This window comes from Gordonia liuliyuniae, assembly GCF_021738805.1.
GTDB lineage: Bacteria > Actinomycetota > Actinomycetes > Mycobacteriales > Mycobacteriaceae > Gordonia > Gordonia liuliyuniae.
Window position 1 is genome coordinate 119,064 of sequence record NZ_JAKKOR010000008.1, and the last position, 19,362, is coordinate 138,425.

Genomic DNA, 19,362 nt, shown 5'->3' on the forward strand with positions numbered 1-19,362 from the left:
GCTTGACCGGCGCGGCCGGCGCAGTCGCGGCCGAACCCGGTACCGGGGCGCGGACCGTACTGGGATCGTGGCCGGACGTGGTCGGATCTACTCGGCCGCGCTGCGCTAGTGGGGATCGCTACGATGTTCTTCATCGTCCCGGGCATCGCGCTCGTGACGATGGGACTGTCTGCGAACTCGATGCGCCGATAACCCGAGCACCCTATGTCATCGGCCCGCCTCGTTTGCGTTCGTCATGGCCGCGGCGAGGCGGTCTCGTTGTGCGAGAAGAACGCGGAGGTAGGGATGCTTCTCGTTGGGGACCGCGCGGGGCGTCGGGGCCAGCCGATAGAGGACCGCGGGCCGCGAGCTCGGTCGCTGTCGGGTGCGGGGGTTGAGTCGATGGCGCGGCGGGCGTGCGGATGATGGTCAGGCGCTCGAATACGGGGAAGAGCTCGTCCGGTACCGGTTCGAATGTTCCGCGGTCCGGTGCTGACAGTGCGGCGGCCTGGTTCCAAGCGCGGGCCGGTACTCGATCAAAGTCGAGGTCCCAGCCGTGATCGTTGGCGAGGTGAGTCATGAACGTCTTCGCGGCTCTACCATTTCCCTCACGGCTCGGATGAGCGAAATTGACCGACGCATACACTGTTGCTGCGGCCTGCGAGAATTGCCGATGGTCTAGCTTCTCCCACTCGGTTTGTGCGATCTTCTGGTAGGCGTGATCTAGATAGACTGGGATGAGTTCCGGATCGGCGAATGGGACGACCGGGTTACGCCAGAGTGGATAGGTTCGGACCGTACCGGCCCACTCATAAATATCGCGGAACAAATGGTGGTGGATTGCGAGCAGGTGCCTCTGGTCGTAGGACCGCTCGATCTGCACGGTGCCGTCTTCGATCTCCCCCTGCGCGATTGATGAAATCGCGTACTCAGTCTCGGCCAGCGTGCTGGGGTCAGTGATGTCGAGTTTGTTGGCGAGGATGTGTGTCCCCGGGATGAAGGTCGCGTCCCAGTCTGCGTGCGAACTAGCCATCGCATTCCTTCCGCGAAAACCGGGGGTATGCAGCGTCCTCTAAGGCGCGGCACACCCGCCGGTACTCAGGCGCGGGAGATCTTTAGGACGCCGAGCTGTGCGCCGCGGTCGTGCCGCGGGCAGCAGCGATGATCTGTGCGCGGGCCTGTTCGCCGGTGATCTCGCCGGATGCTCGTCGTACCTGCAACTCGATCTGGCTACGGGTCGGGTCCCAGCCTTCTTGGATGGCGTTGGTGACCGACCGCACGACGGCGCGGCGCTCGACAGGGTTGAGCCGGTCCAGCAGGTCGGCGTACTTCTCCTCGAACGTCGTGCTCATAGCCGTCCTTTCTGATGGGCTTTCATAGATTCTACCTGCTCATTGGGCGCGGTGAGGTATCTCGCTGCGGGTTAGTGGCGGGTCTATATGTCAAACAGTGAGCCTTGCCGGCGGTGTAGATAGTCGACGTGGCGAGGGCGCGGGCCGCGTCGTCCTTGTCTCGGAGCTGGCAGTCCGGGGCGGGGCGGTTCATGATGAGGCAAGCGCCAGCAGTCCCCCTCGGAGCTCAGCCGTTGCGCCGGTCGATGTACTCGAGGTAGCCGCGGCCGCTGATGGGCGCTCCTCGCCAGTGCGACTCGTGTGCGAATCCGCTCACGAAACCGGACCCCAGCCCGTACGTCAGTGGTGTGTCCATCACGGTGCGCAGATCCAGCCACAGGTTGCCCGCTTCGTCCCACACCCGGAAACGTGTCCTGGCCGGCACCGGCATTGGCTTGCCGTACGGAGTCGGCTCGGGATCAGCGCGGGTCTCGGTCACCTCGAAGGAGACGTTCGGGAAGCTTTGTGAGGTTCCGCTGCGATTTCGATGAAATGCGGTGGTGCACAGGGGAACTCCACCGATCGAGTACTGGCTCAGCAAGACCTGGTTATCGTCGTCGAGATTCACGATGTGATAGACGAAGTAGTCCAGCGGCGCCTTGAGCCGCGATGGCAGCGGCCTGCCGGTGAGCAGGTACGGGCTCGGACACGCACCGTACTCGAACGAGCACAGGCCCGACACGTCCACTGAGTCCGGGCCGGTGGTGAGCGTGCCGCGATACTCACCGAACAGGCTCAGATGCTTGTACACGGGCGTCCGGAAGAACCACGTCACCGTGTCGCTGCACGTGATCGTCAGATCGACCTCGACGCCGCCGAAGCTCCCTTCGAGCCGGTACTCGGGATAGCCGCCGGTCAACGCGAGGTCGTCGCCAAACCGCACCTCGGAGCCGTCCGCTGAGGCGGAGAAGTCCGCCCCGAACTCGTAGGTGCCGAAATGCCCCGGGTGCGATGCTGCGGTGCCCGCGACGACAGCTGCCGTCCGACGAGGGGAGCACGGGAGCGCATGGTCGTTGTCGAACGCGAGCGATCCGGTGGCGCCGATCAATGACATGACGCTGAGGAACCGATGCGGTTCGGGCAGATCCGGAATCATCAGTCCGTAGTGCGTCCAGCCGAAACGGCGTGAGTCGAGATTCGGGACCAGGATCTCCGGGGCGTTGAACGGGGCCCCGGTGGCCTTGCTCGCACTGTCCGCGACCGCCAAAGCCGACTTCAGGACCCGACGTATGGCACTCGAAGCGATGTGGTGCATGGCCCGATCTTCGCACGCGCCCCACGGAATCAATCCTCAGAGCCTGATTGACAGGAAACTGGCAGCTTCGTGGCCGCGCACGGGCAGGTTCACGAGGTTGTCTAGGAAAGTTCGCCTATTCGTAAACCCATGTCTAAGGACCAGTACACATGGCACGCTTCCGGTTCTCCAGAACTGTGCGCAAGGACCCAGGAGCAGCGGCTGAGGAGGAGCTCGTCGAGCATCCGGGATCCGGTTTCCGCGAAACCGCGAGTCGTCTTCATTCGTTCAACCGATACGAGATCAAGTACTTCATCGACGAGTTGGACGTGCCAGCGCTTCGCGATGAGCTGGCCGAGCACATGGACACCGATCCGCACTCGCCGACGGGCGGCTATCCGGTGACCTCGCTCTATTACGACACGCAGTCCCTCCGCTTCTACTGGGAGAAGATAGAGGGATTGAAGTTCCGTCGCAAAGTCCGTGTCCGCCTGTACGGCCCACCGTCCGAGTGCAACTCAGACACGCCCGTTCAAGTCGAGATCAAACAGCGGGTCAATCGAGTGACTCAGAAACGTCGAATCGAACTGCCGTACGGCGACGCCCGGCGATGGCTCAACGGCGGTGAGGAACTCGACTTCGCCCCGGGCCAGCGAGGGTTCGCCGACGAGGTGAGCATGCTCGTCGGGAACCTCGACCTGCGGCCGATCGTGACGACCGGCTATCTGCGCGAAGCCTTCGTCGGCCGTGAAGCTGACACGGGCCTGCGCGTCACCATCGACCACAAGGTGCACGGACGCGATCGCGACTTCGACTTCGCGGCCGGCGGGGAGAATCGGTTCATCATCCCGCCGAATCTCGCGATCGTCGAGTTGAAAGCCAATGAGCGCGTGCCGTATTGGACGACCGACCTGACCGCTCGCCTCAACATGTCGGTCATTCGGGTGTCCAAATACTGCCAGTCCGTCGAAGCGTTCGACTTGGCACCGCGTTCCAAGCTCGGATCGCCCGAGTTCGTCGCACCCGACGGCGATGCGGGCATCGTTCCCGCCGGCGTTCTCGACGGCAAGGACTTCGACGTCACGAGCATCGACGATCTGATCCCATCAGCTGACCGCGTCGGCTGCTCGCTCTCCATCAACAATCATTCGCAGAGGTAATCGTGAACTTTGACTTCCAAGACCTGAGTGGCACCTTCAGCACTCTGGACATCGTCGTGGCGCTTGCGCTGTCGTTCGTGCTGTCGGCGACGATCGGCTGGGTCTACCGCTTCACTCATAAGAACGTCTCGTACAGCCAGTCGTACGTGCAGACACTCGTCCTGGTCGGCATGGTCATCGCTCTCATCATGCTCGTCGTCGGATCCAACATTGCGCGGGCGTTCGCGCTGGTCGGGGCGTTGTCGGTGGTACGTTTCCGAAACGCGATCAAGGAGACCCGCGACGTTGGCTTCATCTTCTTGGTCATGGCGATCGGGATGACCACCGGAACGCGTTTCTACGTGTTGGCGATCGCTGCGACAGTCGCAATCTGCCTCGTGCTCGTCGTGATGAGCAAGATGAACTGGTACAAGCTTGACGTTCAGCGACAGGTCGTCAAGGTTCAGATGCCACCGGAGCAGGCGTACGTCGCACGCGTGGAGGACGTCCTCATCAAGTTCTGCGCTGAACACGAACTGGTGTCCACCGAATCGGTTCGGGCAGGTGCGCTCAACGAGATGTACTACACGGCCCAACTGAAGAAGGGGCAGAAGTCCAACGACCTCGTCTCCGCCCTCAGCGAAGTGAACTCCGGCCAGCGAGTCACCGTACTGACCGGCTATGACCAAACCGATCTGTGATGGGGCCGCGCGAGGAAGGCACCCCGCGCCGCCGACTCCGTCACCGGATCCCGACCAGGCTGCGCCGCTACTGGAAGTGGCCCGCAGCGCTCGGAGTCTTCCTGCTCGTCGTGATCGTCACGATGGGGGGCCTGACGGTTCGCCCTTACATCTCGGGCGACGAGCGGGTGATCGAGTCGGACGTGACCGAGAACATCGCGGGCACCGTCGATCTGTTCGACGACTCCATTGAGCATGACTTCTCGATGAAGATCTCCGACGCGGAATACGCCGAGATGGTGGATTCGTACGTCAAGAACGGTGAGAAGAAGTGGGTCACCGCCGACGTGGTGGTCGACGGCACCCTCGTCAAGGACGTCGGGGTGAGGTTGAAAGGCAACTCCACTCTGCAGAGCCTCCGCGGCGGCATGAGACCGCCCGGCGGCAAGAAGGTCCCGGAGGGAATGCAACCGCCACCCGGTATGCAACTGCCGGACGGTGAGCAGCGGCCCGGACAGAGCGGTCGGGGAGGCGAACCGAACGGGGGCGTGAAGCCCGACGGCCAGGGGGTGCCGCGGGGCGGCCCAGCCGGGTTGGCACAGTTGTCGGCCAATGATCCGACGTCGCTGCCGCTGCTCCTCAGCTTCGACCACAACGCGCAGGGTCGGGCCTACCAGGGCATGACCGAACTGTCGGTGCGACCTGGCTCGCCGGTCCTCAACGAGGCGATGGCGCTCGCGTTGACGAAGGCGACCGGTCAGCCGACCCAGCGATTCGCATACACCGTGTACTCGGTGAACGACAGTGAGTCCACCACTCGACTGCTGTTGGAGCATCCCGACGCCGGATATGCGGACTCGCTGTCCGACTCGGACGGCTACCTGTTCAAAGCGGACGCCTCGTCACGATTCGAGTACGTCGACGACGACCAGTCCTCGTATTCGGACCAGTTCAAGCAGATCAACTCCGACGGTAACGGGAACCTCGAGCCCATCATCAGTTTTCTGAAATGGGTCGACTCCGCCGACGACACTGAGTTCGACGCGCACTTGGCCGACTGGGTGGACGTCGATTCGTTCGCCGACTACTTGGCGACGCAGAACCTGCTCGCCAACATGGACGACATGTCGGGGCCGGGACAGAACTATTACCTCTGGTACGACCTGGACTCGAAGAAGATCTCGGTGATCTCCTGGGACCTGAACCTCGCCATGCAAGGGAACGCGGACGCGGGACCGCATGATTCGATCTCGATCGGCGGAATGTTCGGCAAGGCGGCAGGCGGGGAAGCTCGCGGAGGGCAGGCTCCCGGCGGCGTGGCTCCCGATAAGGTCCCCGGATCGGCAGGACCGGCAGGAGGAAAGGTGCCTGGCGGGATGGGCGGCGGCAACGAGCTGAAGACTCGTTTCCTGGACTCGGCGAAGTTCACCGCAGTCTACGACGACGCCTACTGGAAGCTGTTCGACGAAATCTACGGGCAGACGACGGCGACGGACACATTGAATCAGTTCGCGTCGTCGATCCCTGTCAGCGACCAGATGACCTCAGACGACCTCGCGAAGGAAGTGACAACGATGCGTGACTGGATCACCGAACGCACCGAGGCCCTCGCCTCGGAACGGAACAGGTAGCCGCTCAGGGGCGACTATCTGTTCCGCCGCTCAGTTCACCGGCGTTCCCCCGGTAAACGAACGTCCCCACCTGGATGTACGAGACGCGTTCGGCGAGAACGGAACTGACGCGCTGCAGGGTGCGATATACGTGCGCGTCCTTGCCGATGACGACCGACGTCCGGCCCTTCATCGTCGACGAGATCATCCTCTTGGCGGCTTTGCGCGCCGGCATGGCGAAGGTTTTCGCCACTGCGACGGGGACGCCCATGGTCTGGGCACTGTTGCGCACGATGTCCGTCCAGATGGTCCCCGGAATCACCGTCGTCGCCTTCACGGACGGGCATTGGCGGCGCAGGTCCTGCGCTAACCCGTATCCGAAGTAGGCGATCGCCGCCTTGGACGCCCCGTAGACGGCGGCTCCCGGAACGGGGACCAGCGCGGACAGGCTAGATGTCAGCATCACCCGGCCGCCGTCGGGTCGCTCTGCGAGGTGGGGGAGGAAGGCGCGGGTCATTGCGACGGTGCCGTGGAAGTTGACCGCCATGATCTGATCGATGCGTTCGGGCGTGATCCCGGAGGTGCTCTCGAAGTCCTGCGCGATCCCGGCGATGTTGAAGAGCCCGTCGACGACACCGTGCGCGTCGAGCACCACCTGCGGGAAGGCCGCCACCGCGTCACCGTCGGAGACGTCGAGGACATGCGTCGAGATCCGGGAGCCTTCCTCGCTGCCTGTTGGCCGGAGGCCCGCTTCGTCGCCTGACGGCCGGAGGCCCGCTTCGCTGACCGTCTGCCGGAGCCCGTTTTCGTTGATGTCCACCGCGGCGACCGTCGCGCCCTGTGCAATGAGCTCCACTGCCACCTGGCGTCCGATCCCGTTCCCCGCGCCCGTGACGACGAACACCTTTCCGGCGGTTTGCATGGTCATCTCGACACTTCTCTTCCTCATGACGGCGCGACGGCGCCGGTGAACGCTCGCAAGTATATGGACCCCGACGTGACCCCTATGACACTCCGGTCCGAATGTGATTCGGTGCGTGCGGAGTCAGACGAGATGCGGGTGGTGGATCCGAGCGACGTCGGGGTGGGCGCGCAGCCTCGCCTTCAGCATGTTCTCGCCGAACGTCCCCGAGATGGCGTTGTCCGGGTCGTCGGTGACGCCGCGGGCCGCCGCCAGGAGGTCGGCTGGCAGATCCAGATGCGCCATCGTCGACGACAGCGCCGGATTGAAGAAGAACGGGATCGACAGTCGGCTGTCGCCTGCGGGCGGCGAGACGACCCGGTGCATTGTCGCGGTGAGGTACCCGTCGGTCGCCCACTCCATGAGCTCGCCGATGTTCACGACGAACGCGCCGGGCAGCGGGTCGATATCCGACCAGCCGCCGGGCCCCTGCACCTGGAGCCCTCCCTTGCCGGGTTCGATCATCAGCAACGTGAGGACGCCGGGATCCTTGTGGGCGCCGACGCCCTGCTTGTCCGGCGAATCGCGTCCCGGGTACTTGACCAGCTTGATCAGGGTGGACGGTCGTTCGGCGAAGCCGGCGTCGAAGACGTCACGCGGTGCGCCGAGAGCGTCAGCCCATTCGCGCATCAGACGCAGGCCGATCGCGCCGCAGCGTTCCTGCCACTCACCGACCGCCGTCTGCAACTCCGGGAGTTCGGCAGGCCAGAGGTTGGGCCCGTCGAGGACGAGGAAGTCGTCGTCTCCCTCGAGCGGTGGATAGTGCGCCGCGATGTCGATCTGCTCGCGCCAATCGATCTGGCCCTGCGTGTACTCGCCGCCGAAGCGCGTGTAACCACGGAACTGAGGGCTCTTCGTCATCTCGACGGCTCGCTTCGCCTCGTCGTCGAGCGCGAAGAACTCGCGGGTCACCGCAAACATCTTCTCGATCGTCTCGTCGGAGACGCCGTGCCCCACGAGGTAGAAGAATCCGACGTGATGAGCGGCGTCAAGCAGCGTAGCGCGGAACCGCGCCCGGTCGGTGTCGTCGCCGTCGAGCAGGGACATATCCACCACGGGAAGCGCACGATCGGTCATGCCTGCATTGTTCCACCGCAGCAGACCGCGCTTCCCACATGCACGCTCACGCATGAGTACGATCGGACGATAGCGTCGCCATCGCACCGAGACCTGATTCTCGTGCGCGTACGCCACATCCCGGCGTGACCCCAACCCACATCCCGTCACAACCCACATCCCGCCACAGCGCAGTCCACGACCAGACCAAGGTCCACAGCTGATCTCAGGAGACACTCTTGCTGACCGTCAAGGCATACGCCGCACCGTCCGCCACCGAGCCGCTCGTCCCCACCACCATCGAACGCCGCGACGTCGGCGCGAACGACGTCCTGATCGCCATCGCGTACGCCGGTGTGTGCCACTCGGACATCCACACCGTTCGCGAGGACTGGGGCCCGATCACCTTCCCGCAGGTCGTCGGCCACGAGATCGTCGGTGAGGTCACCGCGGTGGGCGGCGACGTCACGAAGTTCGCTGTCGGCGACCGCGTCGGCGTCGGCTGCATGGTGAACTCGTGCCGCGAATGCGAGAACTGTGCGGCGGGCATGGAGCAGTACTGCCTCGCCGGCAACACCGGCACGTACGCGTCGGTCGACCGCGACGGCACCATCACGCAGGGCGGGTACTCGACCCACGTCGTCGTCGACCAGGACTTCGTGCTGCGCGTCCCCGAAGCCATCCCGTACGAAGCCGCCGCACCGCTGCTGTGCGCGGGCATCACCACGTACTCGCCGCTGGCTCACTGGAACGCCGGTCCCGGCAAGCGTGTCGCCGTCGTCGGCATGGGCGGCCTCGGGCATATGGCCGTTAAGATCGCGTCCGCGATGGGCGCAGAAGTCACCGTCCTCTCGCAGACTCTGTCGAAGAAGGACGACGGTCTTGCGTTCGGTGCGACGGACTACTACGCGACGAGCGACAAAGAGACGTTCAAGGCCCTGCGCAACACCTTCGATCTCGTCATCAACACGGTGAGCGCGTCGCTCGACTTCGACCGCTACGTCAAACTGCTCCGGTTGGACGGCGTGTGGGTGAACGTCGGCGCTCCCGCCGACCCGGTCTCGATGCGCGTCTTCTCACTGTTCGCCAACCGGCGGTCGTTCGCCGGATCGAACATCGGCGGCATCGCCGAGACGCAGGAGATGCTCGACTTCTGCGCTGAGCATGGCATCGCACCCGAGACCGAGCTGATCTCGGCCGACGAGATCAACGATGCCTACGAGCGCGTCCTGCGCAGCGACGTCCGCTACCGGTTCGTCATCGACACGGCCACCCTGTAGCCGTAGCCGTCCCCGATTCACTGAGGTGAATCGGGGCTCCGGTGGCTCCTCCGGACCCGCGTACGGTCCGTATTTGTCCGGACCGGACAAATATTTTGGCGCTCTGACCAGCTAGTTCGTCCATTCTTCGCCTTCGCGATGTGGAGAACGGTGGCAGAGAGCGTGAGATCGATGGCAGGAGAATCCTCCTGTGAGACGCGGATCTTCCGCGACTCAGATCTCGCCTCGGGCCGCACGGTCCGCGTCACCGTAAGGAGATCGTCGTGTTGCGACGAACCACCACTCTGCTGCTTTTGGCCGTCGTCGCGGCTTTCACGATGGTGTCGGCATTGGTCGCCGGCCCGGCGGCCGCCCAGACCCATCACACTCGTGAGGGCGTGAACATCACGCTCGACTCGAGCCGGTTGAAGGTCCGCAAGCTTGCGCCGCTCGACTCGTCGCCGTTCTCCGGTCAAGCACTGTTGACGTCCGACGTCCACGCGGCGATCGCGGGCATCGGTGACAAGAAGGTGCGGGCGACGGTCGAGCTCGGATACAAGATCGGGTATCCAGTCTCCGTGGCGCCGAGCGGCGTCAAAGTCACCGCGCACACCCCGGACCTGAAGCTGTCGGGCGGCGTCAACACGAAGGTCTCGCCGAACGTCACCATCTCCGGAACCGGTGGCGGCGGCTCGCTCGGCGACATCGGTCTGGAGGCCGGAGCCGAGTCGACGGTCATCCCCGCCGCAGACCTCGAATTCGAGGTGGGCGCAGGCAAGATCACCACCGTCGCCCTCGCTGAGTTCGCGATGACGAAGCCGACCGCCGACGTCGTCCTATCCGGCGTGGAGCTCAACGTGTCCAACGCGGTCGGCCCGATCTCGGTGCAGCCGTTCGCCAAGATATCGGTCACCACGGAGACCGGCGTCTACGTCTACTACGACTACGGGAAGACCACGCGCCTCTGAGCGTGCACCGGTGACCAGACATGCGCCAGTCGGGGGGCGCATGTCGAGGGGTAGGGCGGGACGGCTGACGCCGTCCCGCCCTCATCGTTGTTCCGGAGCGGGATCGAGCATCTGGGCGAGGTGCGCGGACGCGTCCGACGACCGATCGCCCGTCAACTGCCGCACCTGCATGTGACAACTGAAGCCGTCGGTGAGGACCGCCGCGTCGTCACGGGCGCGCAGTGCGGGCGCCAACGCCTGTTCGGCGACAGCCATGCTCGTCTCGTAGTGGTCGGCCTCGAAACCGAAATTCCCCGCCACACCGCAGCAGCCGGTCGCCTCCCGGATCTCGCGCACGCCGACGTCCCGGAGCGCGCGCTGCTGGACGGCCGAACCGAACACCGAGTACTCGTGACAGTGCGTCTGCACGACGACCTCGCCGGGAACACCCCGGGCCGGGGCCCAACCCTCCGCGACCTGCGCGCTGACCTGCTCGGCGAAGCTCCTGATCCGCTTCGACACACGTTCGGCGGCGTCGGTGTGCACGAGCTCGGGCAGATCCTTGCGCAACGCGGCCGCACAACTCGGCTCGACCACCACGATCGGACGGTCCGTGCCGTCGTCGAGAGCCTCGGCGGCATGGGTGAGCTTCTTCGTCGCCTGGGCGAGCTGACCGGTCGAAATCCAGGTGAGCCCGCAGCACACGTCGGTGCGGATCTGCGCACGATGCCCGGCGTCGTCGACGACGCGACGCGCGGCGGCCGCGACCTCCGGACGGAAGCCACGCGTGAACGAGTCGACCATCAACACGACATCGGCCGCACCGGTCGGCGTGGGGCGCGCGAGCAGTCTCCGCAGGGTGCGATGCGACGCGAACCGCGGCAGATCCCGCTCGGTGGTCAGCCCGGCCATCCGCAGCGCCGCATTCTTGAACGGAGACGCCAGGACTGCGTTCACCGCGGGCGCCGTCCGCGACATGATCGGCAGCCAACGAGGCAGCCAGCCGAGCGAGTAGTGGGCCGCTGGACGGAGCCGTCGCCGGTAGTAGTGATCGAAGAACTCCGACTTGTACGTCGCCATGTCGACGCCCGTCGGACAGTCGGACGCGCAGGCCTTGCAGGAAAGACACAGGTCGAGCACCTCGCGCACATCCTCCGAACGCCATCCGTCGTCGACGGTCGCCGCACCGCGGATCATCTCCTGCAGCACGCGCGCCCTGCCGCGCGTCGAGTCCTTCTCGTCGCCGGTCGCCCGGTAGCTCGGGCACATCACACCGCCGCTGTGCGAACGGCACCGTCCTACACCGATGCACGACTGCACCGCGTCGACAAGCCCCTGCCCCGGCGGAGACGCCGTGGTGTCGCCCAGCGCAAAACTGGTCTGCCACTCCAGCACCTGGACTCCCGCCAGGGCGAGGTCGGCGACCGGTTCGGCGGGCGACACCATGATCCCGGGATTGAGCAGACCCTCCGGATCGAACACGGCTTTGAACCGAGCGAACGCCGCCAGCATCGCGGGGGAGTACATGATCGGCAGCAGGCCCGACCGGGCGCGGCCGTCACCGTGTTCGCCCGACAGCGTGCCGCCGTGCCGGACCACGAGGCGAGCCGCGGCGTCGAGGAAGCGCGTCATCACGGCGCGCCCCTCGTCGGTGGCTTGGTCGAACGTGATGCGAATGTGCATGCAGCCCGCGCCGAAATGGCCGTACATGACGCCGATCAGATCGTGATCGGCGAGGAGGTCGGTGAAGTCCGCGAGATAGTCAGCGAGGTTCTCCGGCGCCACCGCCGAGTCCTCCCACCCCGGCCACGACGTAATCGAGCCGCCGTCCGGAAGGGGGAGCCGGGACGACAATCCGGCGCCGTCCTCGCGGACCCGCCACAGGCTCTTGCGCACAACCGGATCGGTGACGACGGAGCCGTCGAGCACTCGCCCCGCGCTGCGCAGACCGGCGAGCAGGCGTGTCGCATCGGTCGCCACCTGATCGGGGCTGTCGCCGTCGAGCTCCACGTACAGCCAGGCGTGCCCGGGCGGCAACGCGGTGACCGAGTCGGTGCCGCGTCGGGCGCGCATCGTCGCGACGATCTGCTCGTCGATGCCCTCCACCGCCGACGGCGAGAACGTCAAAATCTCGGGGACGTCGCGGGCCGCGTCGACCACGTTCTCGTAGCCGAGGATCAGCAGGAGGGCCGACGGCGGGACGTCCACGATCGAGACGGTCGCGGCGACGACGACCGCGCACGTCCCCTCACTGCCGACCAGGGCACGTGCGACATCGAAGCCGTGCTCGGGCAACAGATGCGACAGGTGGTAGCCGGAAACCTGACGGGGGATACGGCCCAGTTCGGTGCGCAGCGGGGCCATCGTGTCATGTGTCAGGTCGGCGAGGTCGGCGGTGATCCGGGCGGCGCGGCCGACGGCGGCGGTGTCGGACGGGTCGCTGGCCCGGATCCCGGATCGGGTCGCGGTGACACGCGTGCCGTCCACCAGGACGAGGTCGAGTGCGACGACGTGGTCGGTGGTCCGGCCGTAACGCACCGAATGGTTGCCGCACGCATCGTTGGCGATCGATCCGCCGACCGTCGCGCGTGACTTCGACGACGGGTCCGGAGCGAACGTCATCGCGCCGTTGGTGTGCCGTTCGACGGCGCTCGCGAGTTGCGCGAGGACCACGCCGGGCTGCACCGTCGCGGTGTGCGCGCGGGCGTCGATGTCGATGATCGTGTCCATGTGGCGGGAGAGGTCCAGAACGAGTCCGGCTCCGACGGCGTTGCCTGCCATCGAGGTGCCGCCGCCGCGGACGGTCACCGTGACCTTCTCCGCGTGGCACCAGGCCAAGGTCGCGCTGACCTCGTCGGCGGTGCGCGGGAAGGCGACTCCGGCGGGCGGGATCCGATAGTTCGACGCGTCGTAGCTGTACGCACCGCGTCGAGCACTCGACGCGTCGACGTCGATCGGGCAGGTGGTGAACCGATTCTCGGCGCCGGTGGACTGTGCGTTCACTACGCGTTCCCTTCCTCGGATGTGCTCCTCGCGTCATGGGCCACGTACTCCACGCCAGTCTTGCACGGGGGCCGGGCACAGTTCTCACATTCTCGACCCGGATCGGCCGTATTTCGGGTCCTGGGGCCATCTACGTGAGATTCGTGCCCGGCGGCGGCGACCACCTGCTCGCAGCCGCCTGTTCGTCTGTCGTTCATTCCCCCGATGACGAACCGTGGAGAAGTCTCCTTAACGTCGTCGGCGTATCCGCTCAGCCCAGTGCGGACGAGGCACCGAGACCTGAAGGCGATTTCATGCGTATTCCGTTGCAGCTGTTCACCATCGGTGGAGACGACGTGGGTCGTTCGGCACGTTCGCGCGTCACGTGCCGCTACAAGTGCGGCGAGGCGTGCTGGCACGAGCCGGGCAACAGCAGCGACAACGAGTACTTCCGCGACGTCGCACGCACCGCACTGTCGCGTCGCACCATCCTGCGTGGCGGCGCAGGTGCGGTGCTGGCGGTTGGTGCGACGTCGCTTCTCTCGGCGTGCGGCGACGACGGGGCGAGTTCGACCGGCGCCCCGTCAGGCGGCGGCCCCGTCGACGGCATGAAGTTCGACATCGTGCGACCCAACACCGACGACGCCCTGCGGATCCCGGACGGCTACCGACAGAGAGTCGTCATCCGCTGGGGCGATCCCGTTCTGCCCGGGGCACCCGAGTTCGACTTCGAGAATCAGACGGCGGACGCGCAGTCGAAACAGTTCGGTTTCAACAACGACTTCGCGGGACTCATCCCGATCGACGGCCAGGACGGCAGCTTCTACCTTGTCGTGAACCAGGAGTACACGACCGAGGAGTTCATGTTCCGCGGTTACCAGGAGAAGGAGCCGACGGAAGAGCAGGCGCGCATCGCGATGGCTGCGCACGGAATCACCGTCCTCGAAGTGAAAGCCTCGAACAAGGACGGATCGCTGACCCCGGTCGTCGGACCGCGCAACCGCCGCATCACCGCGAGCACCCCGTTCCGTCTCACCGGGCCGGCCGCGGGCACCGACTTCGTGAAGACCGCCGCCGACCGTGCGGGCAACACCGTCGCGGGGACCATCGCCAACTGTTCGGGCGGCATCACGCCGTGGGGCACCATGCTGTCCGGCGAAGAGAACTACAACAACTACTTCTCGAACGCGAGCAAGGTGAAAGACAAGGCAGCTGCCGCGCACTTGGAGCGCTACGGTTTCGCCGACGACGCCGACTATCACCAGTGGGGCCGGTTCGAGACACGCTTCGACCTGGAGAAGGACCCGAACGAGGCCAACCGCTTCGGCTACGTGGTCGAGGTCGACCCGACCGACCCGAACTCCACTCCGCTCAAGCATTCGGCGCTCGGCCGCCTCAAGCACGAGTCGGCCAACATTCACGTCGTGAAGGACGGTCCCGCCGCGGGCACCGTCGTCGCGTACACGGGTGACGACGAGAAGTTCGAGTACATCTACAAGTTCGTGTCGAGCCGCAAAATCAAGGACGGCGACAAGCGCCACAATATGGGCATCCTCACCGAAGGCACCCTGTACGTCGCGTCGTTCTCCAGCGACAAGCCGGTCACCACCGACGACGCGGCGGGCAGCGGCGCGTGGCACAAGCTGATGACCGTCAACGCCGACGGTTCGGCCCAGTCGCACATCAAGGGCATGACCGCTGCCGAGGTCGCCGTCTTCACGCGTGAGGCCGCCGACAAGGCGGGCGCGACGAAGATGGACCGTCCCGAAGACATCGAGCCGCACCCGATCACCGGCAAGGTGTACTGCGCGCTCACCAACAACGACGACCGGGGCGTCGACGGCGAAGAGGGGCCGACGTCGGCCAACCCGCGCAACGAGAACAAGAACGGGCAGATCCTCGAGATGACCGACGATCATGCGGGCGAGTCGTTCACCTGGGACCTCCTGCTCGTCGCGGGCGACCCGAAGGCGGCCGACACGTACTACGGCGGTTTCGACAAGACGAAGGTCAGCCCGATCTCGTGCCCGGACAATGTGGCGTTCGACCCGCACGGCAACCTGTGGATCTCCACCGACGGCAACGCGCTCAAGAGTAACGACGGCCTGTTCGCCGTCGCTCTCGAAGGTGAGCGTCGAGGCGAGACCAAACAGTTCCTCACCGTCCCGCGCGGAGCCGAGACCTGTGGCCCGATCATCGACTCCAAGCGCGTCATCGTCTGCGTCCAGCACCCGGGCGAAGAGGACGACTATTCGGCCGACCGCCCGTTCTCGCACTGGCCGGACGGCGGGAACTCCCAGCCGCGCCCCTCGGTCGTCGCCGTGTGGCGCGACGGCGGCGGCGCGATCGGCGTGTAGGGCCGTTCGGGGAGGCTGGACCAGGGTGGTACGCGAACTCCAGAATTGCCGGGAACCACCGGTACGACGGCGTAACGTCCTTCGTACGGATGACGGGAGGCGCGGCGTGTTCAGGATGCGACGAGGTTTGGTCGGGGTGGTCGCCGTCGCCCTGCTGTCGGTACCGGTCACGGCGCCACCGATCGCGTCGGCGGAGAACAGAGACCACGGCGCACTGATCTCGGTCACCATTCGGCCGGACGGTTGGCGTGGACTCGACAACGGACGAGCAGTCGACTACTGGACGCAGGATCCGCAGGGTCGCCCGGTTCGGGCGAGCGGCGCCGTCTTCGTCCCGCCGGGGAGGGGTCCGGCGGGCGGATGGCCGATCGTCGCGTACACACACGGCACCAGCGGCTACGGGACTGGTTGCGGCGGGCAGAGTTCCGCCGACGCGGAGGCCAACCGGTACATCACGCGGCTCGTCGGCAACGGGTACGCCGTCGTCGCACCGGATTACGTGGGACTCGGGCACGACGACGTCGGCGTCCACCCGTACCTGAACACGCGCAGCGAATCGTCCGCGACGATCGACCTGCTCACTGCCGCCCGGACCCTCGACAGCAGGCTGTCGGACCGATGGGCGGTGACCGGCGACTCCCAGGGCGGGCAGGCCGCGCTCGCCACCGCGCACCGCCAACAGACATACGGTCCCACGACCGACTTCCGTGGCGCGGTCGCGATCGACCCGGAGTCGGACGTCGAGAAGATCATGCCGCTGCTCGGCCCGTACGTACCGACGTTGCCGTCGCCGATCGACCACTCGTACGGATTCCTCCTCGCGACTCTCGCGGGCCTGCGTCAGGCGGATCCGAGCGCGCACGTGAACTCGTACCTCACGCCGTACGGTCGACGACTCGTCGACCAGGTCGGTCAGACGTGCGGTGGCCCGACGCTCCCGAAGAATCTCGCGTTCGGTTCACTGCTGTCGCGTCCGCTCACCACCCCGAAGATGACGGTGGCCTTGAACCGGTACATGGCGGTGCCCGTGCGCGGCTATGACGCGCCGATCCTGCTGCTCCTCAACACCCTCGACACGACGGTGCCGTCGCCGCTGCACGCCAAACTCGCCGCGGACCTAGCGCTGAACCGGGTGCCGTTCACCACAGTCGTCGGCGATGGCTCGCATACCGAGATGGACGCCGCACAGTGGTCCGCGTTCGACCGCTTCTTCACCCGGCACCTCGGCTGAGGCTGCCGGTCCGAGCGCTACCGCTCGCCGAGCGCCGTCGCAGCGTTCAGATCAAGATCCACAGGAACGCGATGAGGCCGAGCACGATGCAGAGGATCCACAGCCAGCCGACGATGATCGCCGCCGACGCGAACTCGCGGCCGATGCCGCCGTCACGGTCGATCTCGTTGCGTGAGCGGTAACCGAGCCAGATGCCGAACGGTGACGTGATACCCAGGCCGGAGAGGACGAGGGCGACGATCGCGAGGACGTTCACCGCGTCGTCGGACGTGGCTCGGGGCGGGGTCGCGGTGGAGGCAGGCACCGGATTCTCCTTCGCGGCGCGGTCGGTCTCGGGACGAGGGCTGTTCAGGGGCGGGCTCGCCGGTGCTGACGGTCGGCCTGCGGTGGGCCGCGGCGGCTGGCCAGCGGGCGGCTGTGAACTGGGCCCTGCTGGCGGCTGGGGGCCGGGTCGGCCGGGCTGTTGGGGGCGTCCCGACAGGGGGCTCGGCTCGGGGACCGCCGAATAGGCGAGGCGACGAGGAGGTTCGGAGTCGGACGAACTCGTCGGCGCGGCACTCGGCGGACGCGGCGCAGTGGACGGCGGACGCGGAGGCTGCTGCGGCGGCCCCTGCGGTGCACGCGGTCCCGGTGCTGCCGGCCCCTGTCCCTGGCCCTGTCCTGGGCCCGGGGCGGCCGGGGGGCGGTGACTGCCGCCGGAGCCGGGAGACGACGGCGCCGCGGGACGCGGCGCGGCGCGATGCGCGGGCGTCGGCGAACCTTGCGGGTTCGGTGCGTCGGGGCGGGGGTCGTCAGTCGTCACGCCTACAAACTACCTGCTCCGGCGTCGTCGGCAGCGGACGACGGCGCGTCGACGCGCGGAATGGTCTGCGAGACAGGCGGGTGTTCGGTGCGCGCGCGCCGCAGCACAATGACGACGGCCACCAGCAGGAGCAGCAGGACCGAACCGACGGCGGCAAGAAGTTTCTGGCGCATTGTTCCAGGTTGCCAGGTGAAACCGGGAGACGCCAACCGGTGCCGTCGGCCGGCCCGCGGACATCCGCCCATCGCGAACAGCGGCGGCGCGATGTCGGTCGGACATGGTTGTATGGACAGTGTGAGTGAGCAGAACAAGACCGCGACCCTGCACACCAATCGCGGCGACATCGTCATCGAACTCTTCCCGAACCACGCCCCGAAGACCGTGGCGAACTTCGTCGGCCTGGCCGACGGCTCGAAGGAGTACTCCACCAAGAACGCGAAGGGCGAGTCCAGCGGACCGTTCTACGACGGGGCGATCTTCCACCGCGTCATCGCGGGCTTCATGCTGCAGGGCGGCGACCCGACCGGCACCGGCCGCGGCGGCCCGGGCTACCAGTTCGAGGACGAGTTCCACCCCGAGCTGCAGTTCGACCGTCCGTATCTGTTGGCAATGGCCAACGCCGGTCCGGGCACCAACGGCTCGCAGTTCTTCATCACCGTCGGCCCGACGCCGCACCTGAACCGTCGCCACACCATCTTCGGTGAGGTCAAGGACGCTGCGTCGCAGGCAGTCGTCGACGCCATCGGCGCCACCAAGACCGCGCCGGGCGACCGCCCGGTGGAGGACGTCGTCATCGAGAGCGTCGAGCTCTCCTGAAACAACTCGGGAGCACCTGTTGAACCAGGTCTGCTACCGGCATCCCGGCCGTCCCACCGCGCTCTCGTGTACGCGGTGCGGGCGGTCGGCTTGTCCGGAGTGCCTTCGTCCGGCGTCCGTCGGACAGCATTGCGTCGACTGCGTCGCAGAGGCGAGCGCCACTCAGCGCGCGACCGCGCCCACCGTCGTCGCCCGCCGCTCCGTGCAACCGGTCGTCACCTACGCGCTGATCGCCATCAACCTTCTGGTGTTTGGCGCCGTGCTGCTGCAGGCGGGCGGGACGGATCTGCGCGACCTGGTATCGTCGTCGATCTACAGCCACGGCGTGCTCGTCAATGGAGCCGGATTCGAAAACGAGTACTGGCGTCTGCTGACATCCGGATTCCTGCACCAGAGCGTGCCGCACCTGGCGATCAACATGTTCTCGCTGTACATCATCGGCGCCGACCTCGAACGGGTCCTCGGCCGCGCCCGCTACCTGGCGATCTACCTGGTCGGTCTCCTCGGCGGCAGCGCAGCCGTCATGGCCTTCCAGGACGGCACCACGCTGACCGCGGGTGCGTCGGGCGCGATCTACGGGCTGATGGGCGCGCTGTTCGTACTGCTGCTCAAGTTGAAGGCGCCCGTCACCACAGTCCTCGTCATCATCGTGGTCAATATCGTGTTCTCGGTGAGTCTCCCGAACATCTCCCTGTTCGGGCACCTCGGCGGTTTGGTATTCGGTGCGGCGTCGGCCGCCGCCGTCATCTGGTTGCCGACCGCAGTGCTGCCGCCGCCCAAGCGCACGCAGGCCGCCGTCGACCGGGTCGGCTGGTACGGCCTCCTCGCGCTCGCCGTCATCGCCGTCGCGATCGGCAGCGGCATAGGACTCGGCGAGAGTCTCTAGTGCCTCGTATCGCTAATTCCTTAATGGTTGGC

Annotated in this window: 17 protein-coding genes; 9 read left to right on the forward strand and 8 right to left on the reverse strand. The window is 66.3% G+C overall.

What is annotated here, in order from left to right:
* Window positions 1–202: 202 nt before the first annotated feature.
* The 3 genes from L5G33_RS11540 to L5G33_RS11550 form a co-directional block, all read right to left on the reverse strand.
* Window positions 203–1,012 (reverse strand): Fic/DOC family protein, encoded by an 810-nt coding sequence (locus L5G33_RS11540; RefSeq protein WP_236998331.1) that lies wholly within the window; start codon window positions 1,010–1,012, stop codon window positions 203–205.
* An 82-nt stretch (window positions 1,013–1,094) separates the two neighbouring features.
* A complete protein-coding gene (locus L5G33_RS11545) occupies window positions 1,095–1,331 on the reverse strand; it encodes an antitoxin VbhA family protein (RefSeq protein ID WP_236998332.1) in 237 nt (78 codons plus the stop codon).
* Window positions 1,332–1,557: 226 nt separating this feature from the next.
* On the reverse strand, window positions 1,558–2,625 hold the full coding sequence (locus L5G33_RS11550; protein ID WP_236998333.1) for a DUF6670 family protein: 1,068 nt from the start codon (window positions 2,623–2,625) through the stop codon (window positions 1,558–1,560).
* Between the two features lie 149 nt (window positions 2,626–2,774).
* On the opposite strand from L5G33_RS11550, the gene L5G33_RS11555 reads away from it, so the two are divergent.
* From L5G33_RS11555 to L5G33_RS11565, 3 genes are read left to right on the forward strand one after another with little or no spacing between them, the layout of a single operon-like run.
* Window positions 2,775–3,764 carry a polyphosphate polymerase domain-containing protein gene (locus L5G33_RS11555; protein ID WP_236998334.1) on the forward strand — a complete coding sequence of 330 codons (990 nt, stop codon included), beginning with the start codon at window positions 2,775–2,777 and terminating at the stop codon, window positions 3,762–3,764.
* A gap of 2 nt (window positions 3,765–3,766) precedes the next feature.
* Window positions 3,767–4,444: a DUF4956 domain-containing protein gene (locus L5G33_RS11560; RefSeq protein WP_236998335.1), complete on the forward strand. Its 678-nt coding sequence runs from the start codon at window positions 3,767–3,769 to the stop codon at window positions 4,442–4,444.
* Complete coding sequence (locus L5G33_RS11565) at window positions 4,444–6,054, forward strand: CotH kinase family protein (protein ID WP_236998336.1); 1,611 nt, start codon at window positions 4,444–4,446, stop codon at window positions 6,052–6,054. Before L5G33_RS11560 ends, L5G33_RS11565 begins: the two co-directional genes overlap by 1 nt.
* Window positions 6,055–6,058: 4 nt before the next feature.
* Here the strand turns inward: L5G33_RS11565 and L5G33_RS11570 are convergent, their stop codons facing one another.
* Both L5G33_RS11570 and L5G33_RS11575 read right to left on the reverse strand, forming a co-directional pair.
* Entirely contained in the window at window positions 6,059–6,961 is a 903-nt protein-coding gene (locus tag L5G33_RS11570) for an SDR family NAD(P)-dependent oxidoreductase (RefSeq protein WP_308191569.1), read from the reverse strand.
* A 117-nt stretch (window positions 6,962–7,078) separates the two neighbouring features.
* Window positions 7,079–8,071, reverse strand: a complete 993-nt coding sequence (locus L5G33_RS11575; protein ID WP_236998337.1) for an isopenicillin N synthase family dioxygenase — start codon at window positions 8,069–8,071, stop codon at window positions 7,079–7,081.
* Between the two features lie 218 nt (window positions 8,072–8,289).
* Here L5G33_RS11575 and L5G33_RS11580 point away from each other — a divergent pair, with 218 nt between their 5' ends.
* Both L5G33_RS11580 and L5G33_RS11585 read left to right on the forward strand, forming a co-directional pair.
* Entirely contained in the window at window positions 8,290–9,330 is a 1,041-nt protein-coding gene (locus tag L5G33_RS11580; RefSeq protein WP_236998338.1) for an NAD(P)-dependent alcohol dehydrogenase, read from the forward strand.
* Window positions 9,331–9,593: 263 nt separating this feature from the next.
* On the forward strand, window positions 9,594–10,277 hold the full coding sequence (locus L5G33_RS11585) for an MspA family porin (RefSeq protein ID WP_236998339.1): 684 nt from the start codon (window positions 9,594–9,596) through the stop codon (window positions 10,275–10,277).
* Window positions 10,278–10,358: 81 nt separating this feature from the next.
* Here the strand turns inward: L5G33_RS11585 and L5G33_RS11590 are convergent, their stop codons facing one another.
* Window positions 10,359–13,259: an FAD-binding and (Fe-S)-binding domain-containing protein gene (locus tag L5G33_RS11590; protein ID WP_236998340.1), complete on the reverse strand. Its 2,901-nt coding sequence runs from the start codon at window positions 13,257–13,259 to the stop codon at window positions 10,359–10,361.
* A 293-nt stretch (window positions 13,260–13,552) separates the two neighbouring features.
* Here L5G33_RS11590 and L5G33_RS11595 point away from each other — a divergent pair, with 293 nt between their 5' ends.
* Both L5G33_RS11595 and L5G33_RS11600 read left to right on the forward strand, forming a co-directional pair.
* Window positions 13,553–15,595, forward strand: coding sequence for a PhoX family protein (locus L5G33_RS11595; protein WP_236998341.1), 2,043 nt, complete (start codon window positions 13,553–13,555; stop codon window positions 15,593–15,595).
* Between the two features lie 115 nt (window positions 15,596–15,710).
* Window positions 15,711–16,826: an alpha/beta hydrolase family protein gene (locus tag L5G33_RS11600; protein ID WP_236998342.1), complete on the forward strand. Its 1,116-nt coding sequence runs from the start codon at window positions 15,711–15,713 to the stop codon at window positions 16,824–16,826.
* A 46-nt stretch (window positions 16,827–16,872) separates the two neighbouring features.
* Here L5G33_RS11600 and L5G33_RS11605 read toward each other — a convergent pair whose 3' ends face one another.
* Window positions 16,873–17,130: a DUF4190 domain-containing protein gene (locus L5G33_RS11605; protein ID WP_236998343.1), complete on the reverse strand. Its 258-nt coding sequence runs from the start codon at window positions 17,128–17,130 to the stop codon at window positions 16,873–16,875.
* A 500-nt stretch (window positions 17,131–17,630) separates the two neighbouring features.
* Complete coding sequence (locus L5G33_RS11610) at window positions 17,631–17,801, reverse strand: hypothetical protein (RefSeq protein ID WP_236998344.1); 171 nt, start codon at window positions 17,799–17,801, stop codon at window positions 17,631–17,633.
* A 112-nt stretch (window positions 17,802–17,913) separates the two neighbouring features.
* Between L5G33_RS11610 and L5G33_RS11615 the strand changes: the two genes are divergently transcribed.
* Window positions 17,914–18,444 (forward strand): peptidylprolyl isomerase, encoded by a 531-nt coding sequence (locus L5G33_RS11615; protein WP_236998345.1) that lies wholly within the window; start codon window positions 17,914–17,916, stop codon window positions 18,442–18,444.
* A 19-nt stretch (window positions 18,445–18,463) separates the two neighbouring features.
* Window positions 18,464–19,330, forward strand: a complete 867-nt coding sequence (locus L5G33_RS11620) for a rhomboid family intramembrane serine protease (RefSeq protein ID WP_236998346.1) — start codon at window positions 18,464–18,466, stop codon at window positions 19,328–19,330.
* Window positions 19,331–19,362: the final 32 nt, after the last annotated feature.

What these genes read in the sequence shown, in the direction of transcription:
- L5G33_RS11540 (WP_236998331.1), bottom strand. Translation starts at nt 1,012, where the DNA reads ATGGCTAGTTCGCACGCAGACTGGGACGCGACCTTCATCCCGGGGACA.
- L5G33_RS11545 (WP_236998332.1), bottom strand. Translation starts at nt 1,331, where the DNA reads ATGAGCACGACGTTCGAGGAGAAGTACGCCGACCTGCTGGACCGGCTC.
- L5G33_RS11550 (WP_236998333.1), bottom strand. Translation starts at nt 2,625, where the DNA reads ATGCACCACATCGCTTCGAGTGCCATACGTCGGGTCCTGAAGTCGGCT.
- L5G33_RS11555 (WP_236998334.1), top strand. Translation starts at nt 2,775, where the DNA reads ATGGCACGCTTCCGGTTCTCCAGAACTGTGCGCAAGGACCCAGGAGCA.
- L5G33_RS11565 (WP_236998336.1), top strand. Translation starts at nt 4,444, where the DNA reads ATGGGGCCGCGCGAGGAAGGCACCCCGCGCCGCCGACTCCGTCACCGG.
- L5G33_RS11570 (WP_308191569.1), bottom strand. Translation starts at nt 6,961, where the DNA reads ATGACCATGCAAACCGCCGGAAAGGTGTTCGTCGTCACGGGCGCGGGG.
- L5G33_RS11575 (WP_236998337.1), bottom strand. Translation starts at nt 8,071, where the DNA reads ATGACCGATCGTGCGCTTCCCGTGGTGGATATGTCCCTGCTCGACGGC.
- L5G33_RS11595 (WP_236998341.1), top strand. Translation starts at nt 13,553, where the DNA reads ATGCGTATTCCGTTGCAGCTGTTCACCATCGGTGGAGACGACGTGGGT.
- L5G33_RS11600 (WP_236998342.1), top strand. Translation starts at nt 15,711, where the DNA reads ATGCGACGAGGTTTGGTCGGGGTGGTCGCCGTCGCCCTGCTGTCGGTA.
- L5G33_RS11610 (WP_236998344.1), bottom strand. Translation starts at nt 17,801, where the DNA reads ATGCGCCAGAAACTTCTTGCCGCCGTCGGTTCGGTCCTGCTGCTCCTG.
- L5G33_RS11615 (WP_236998345.1), top strand. Translation starts at nt 17,914, where the DNA reads ATGGACAGTGTGAGTGAGCAGAACAAGACCGCGACCCTGCACACCAAT.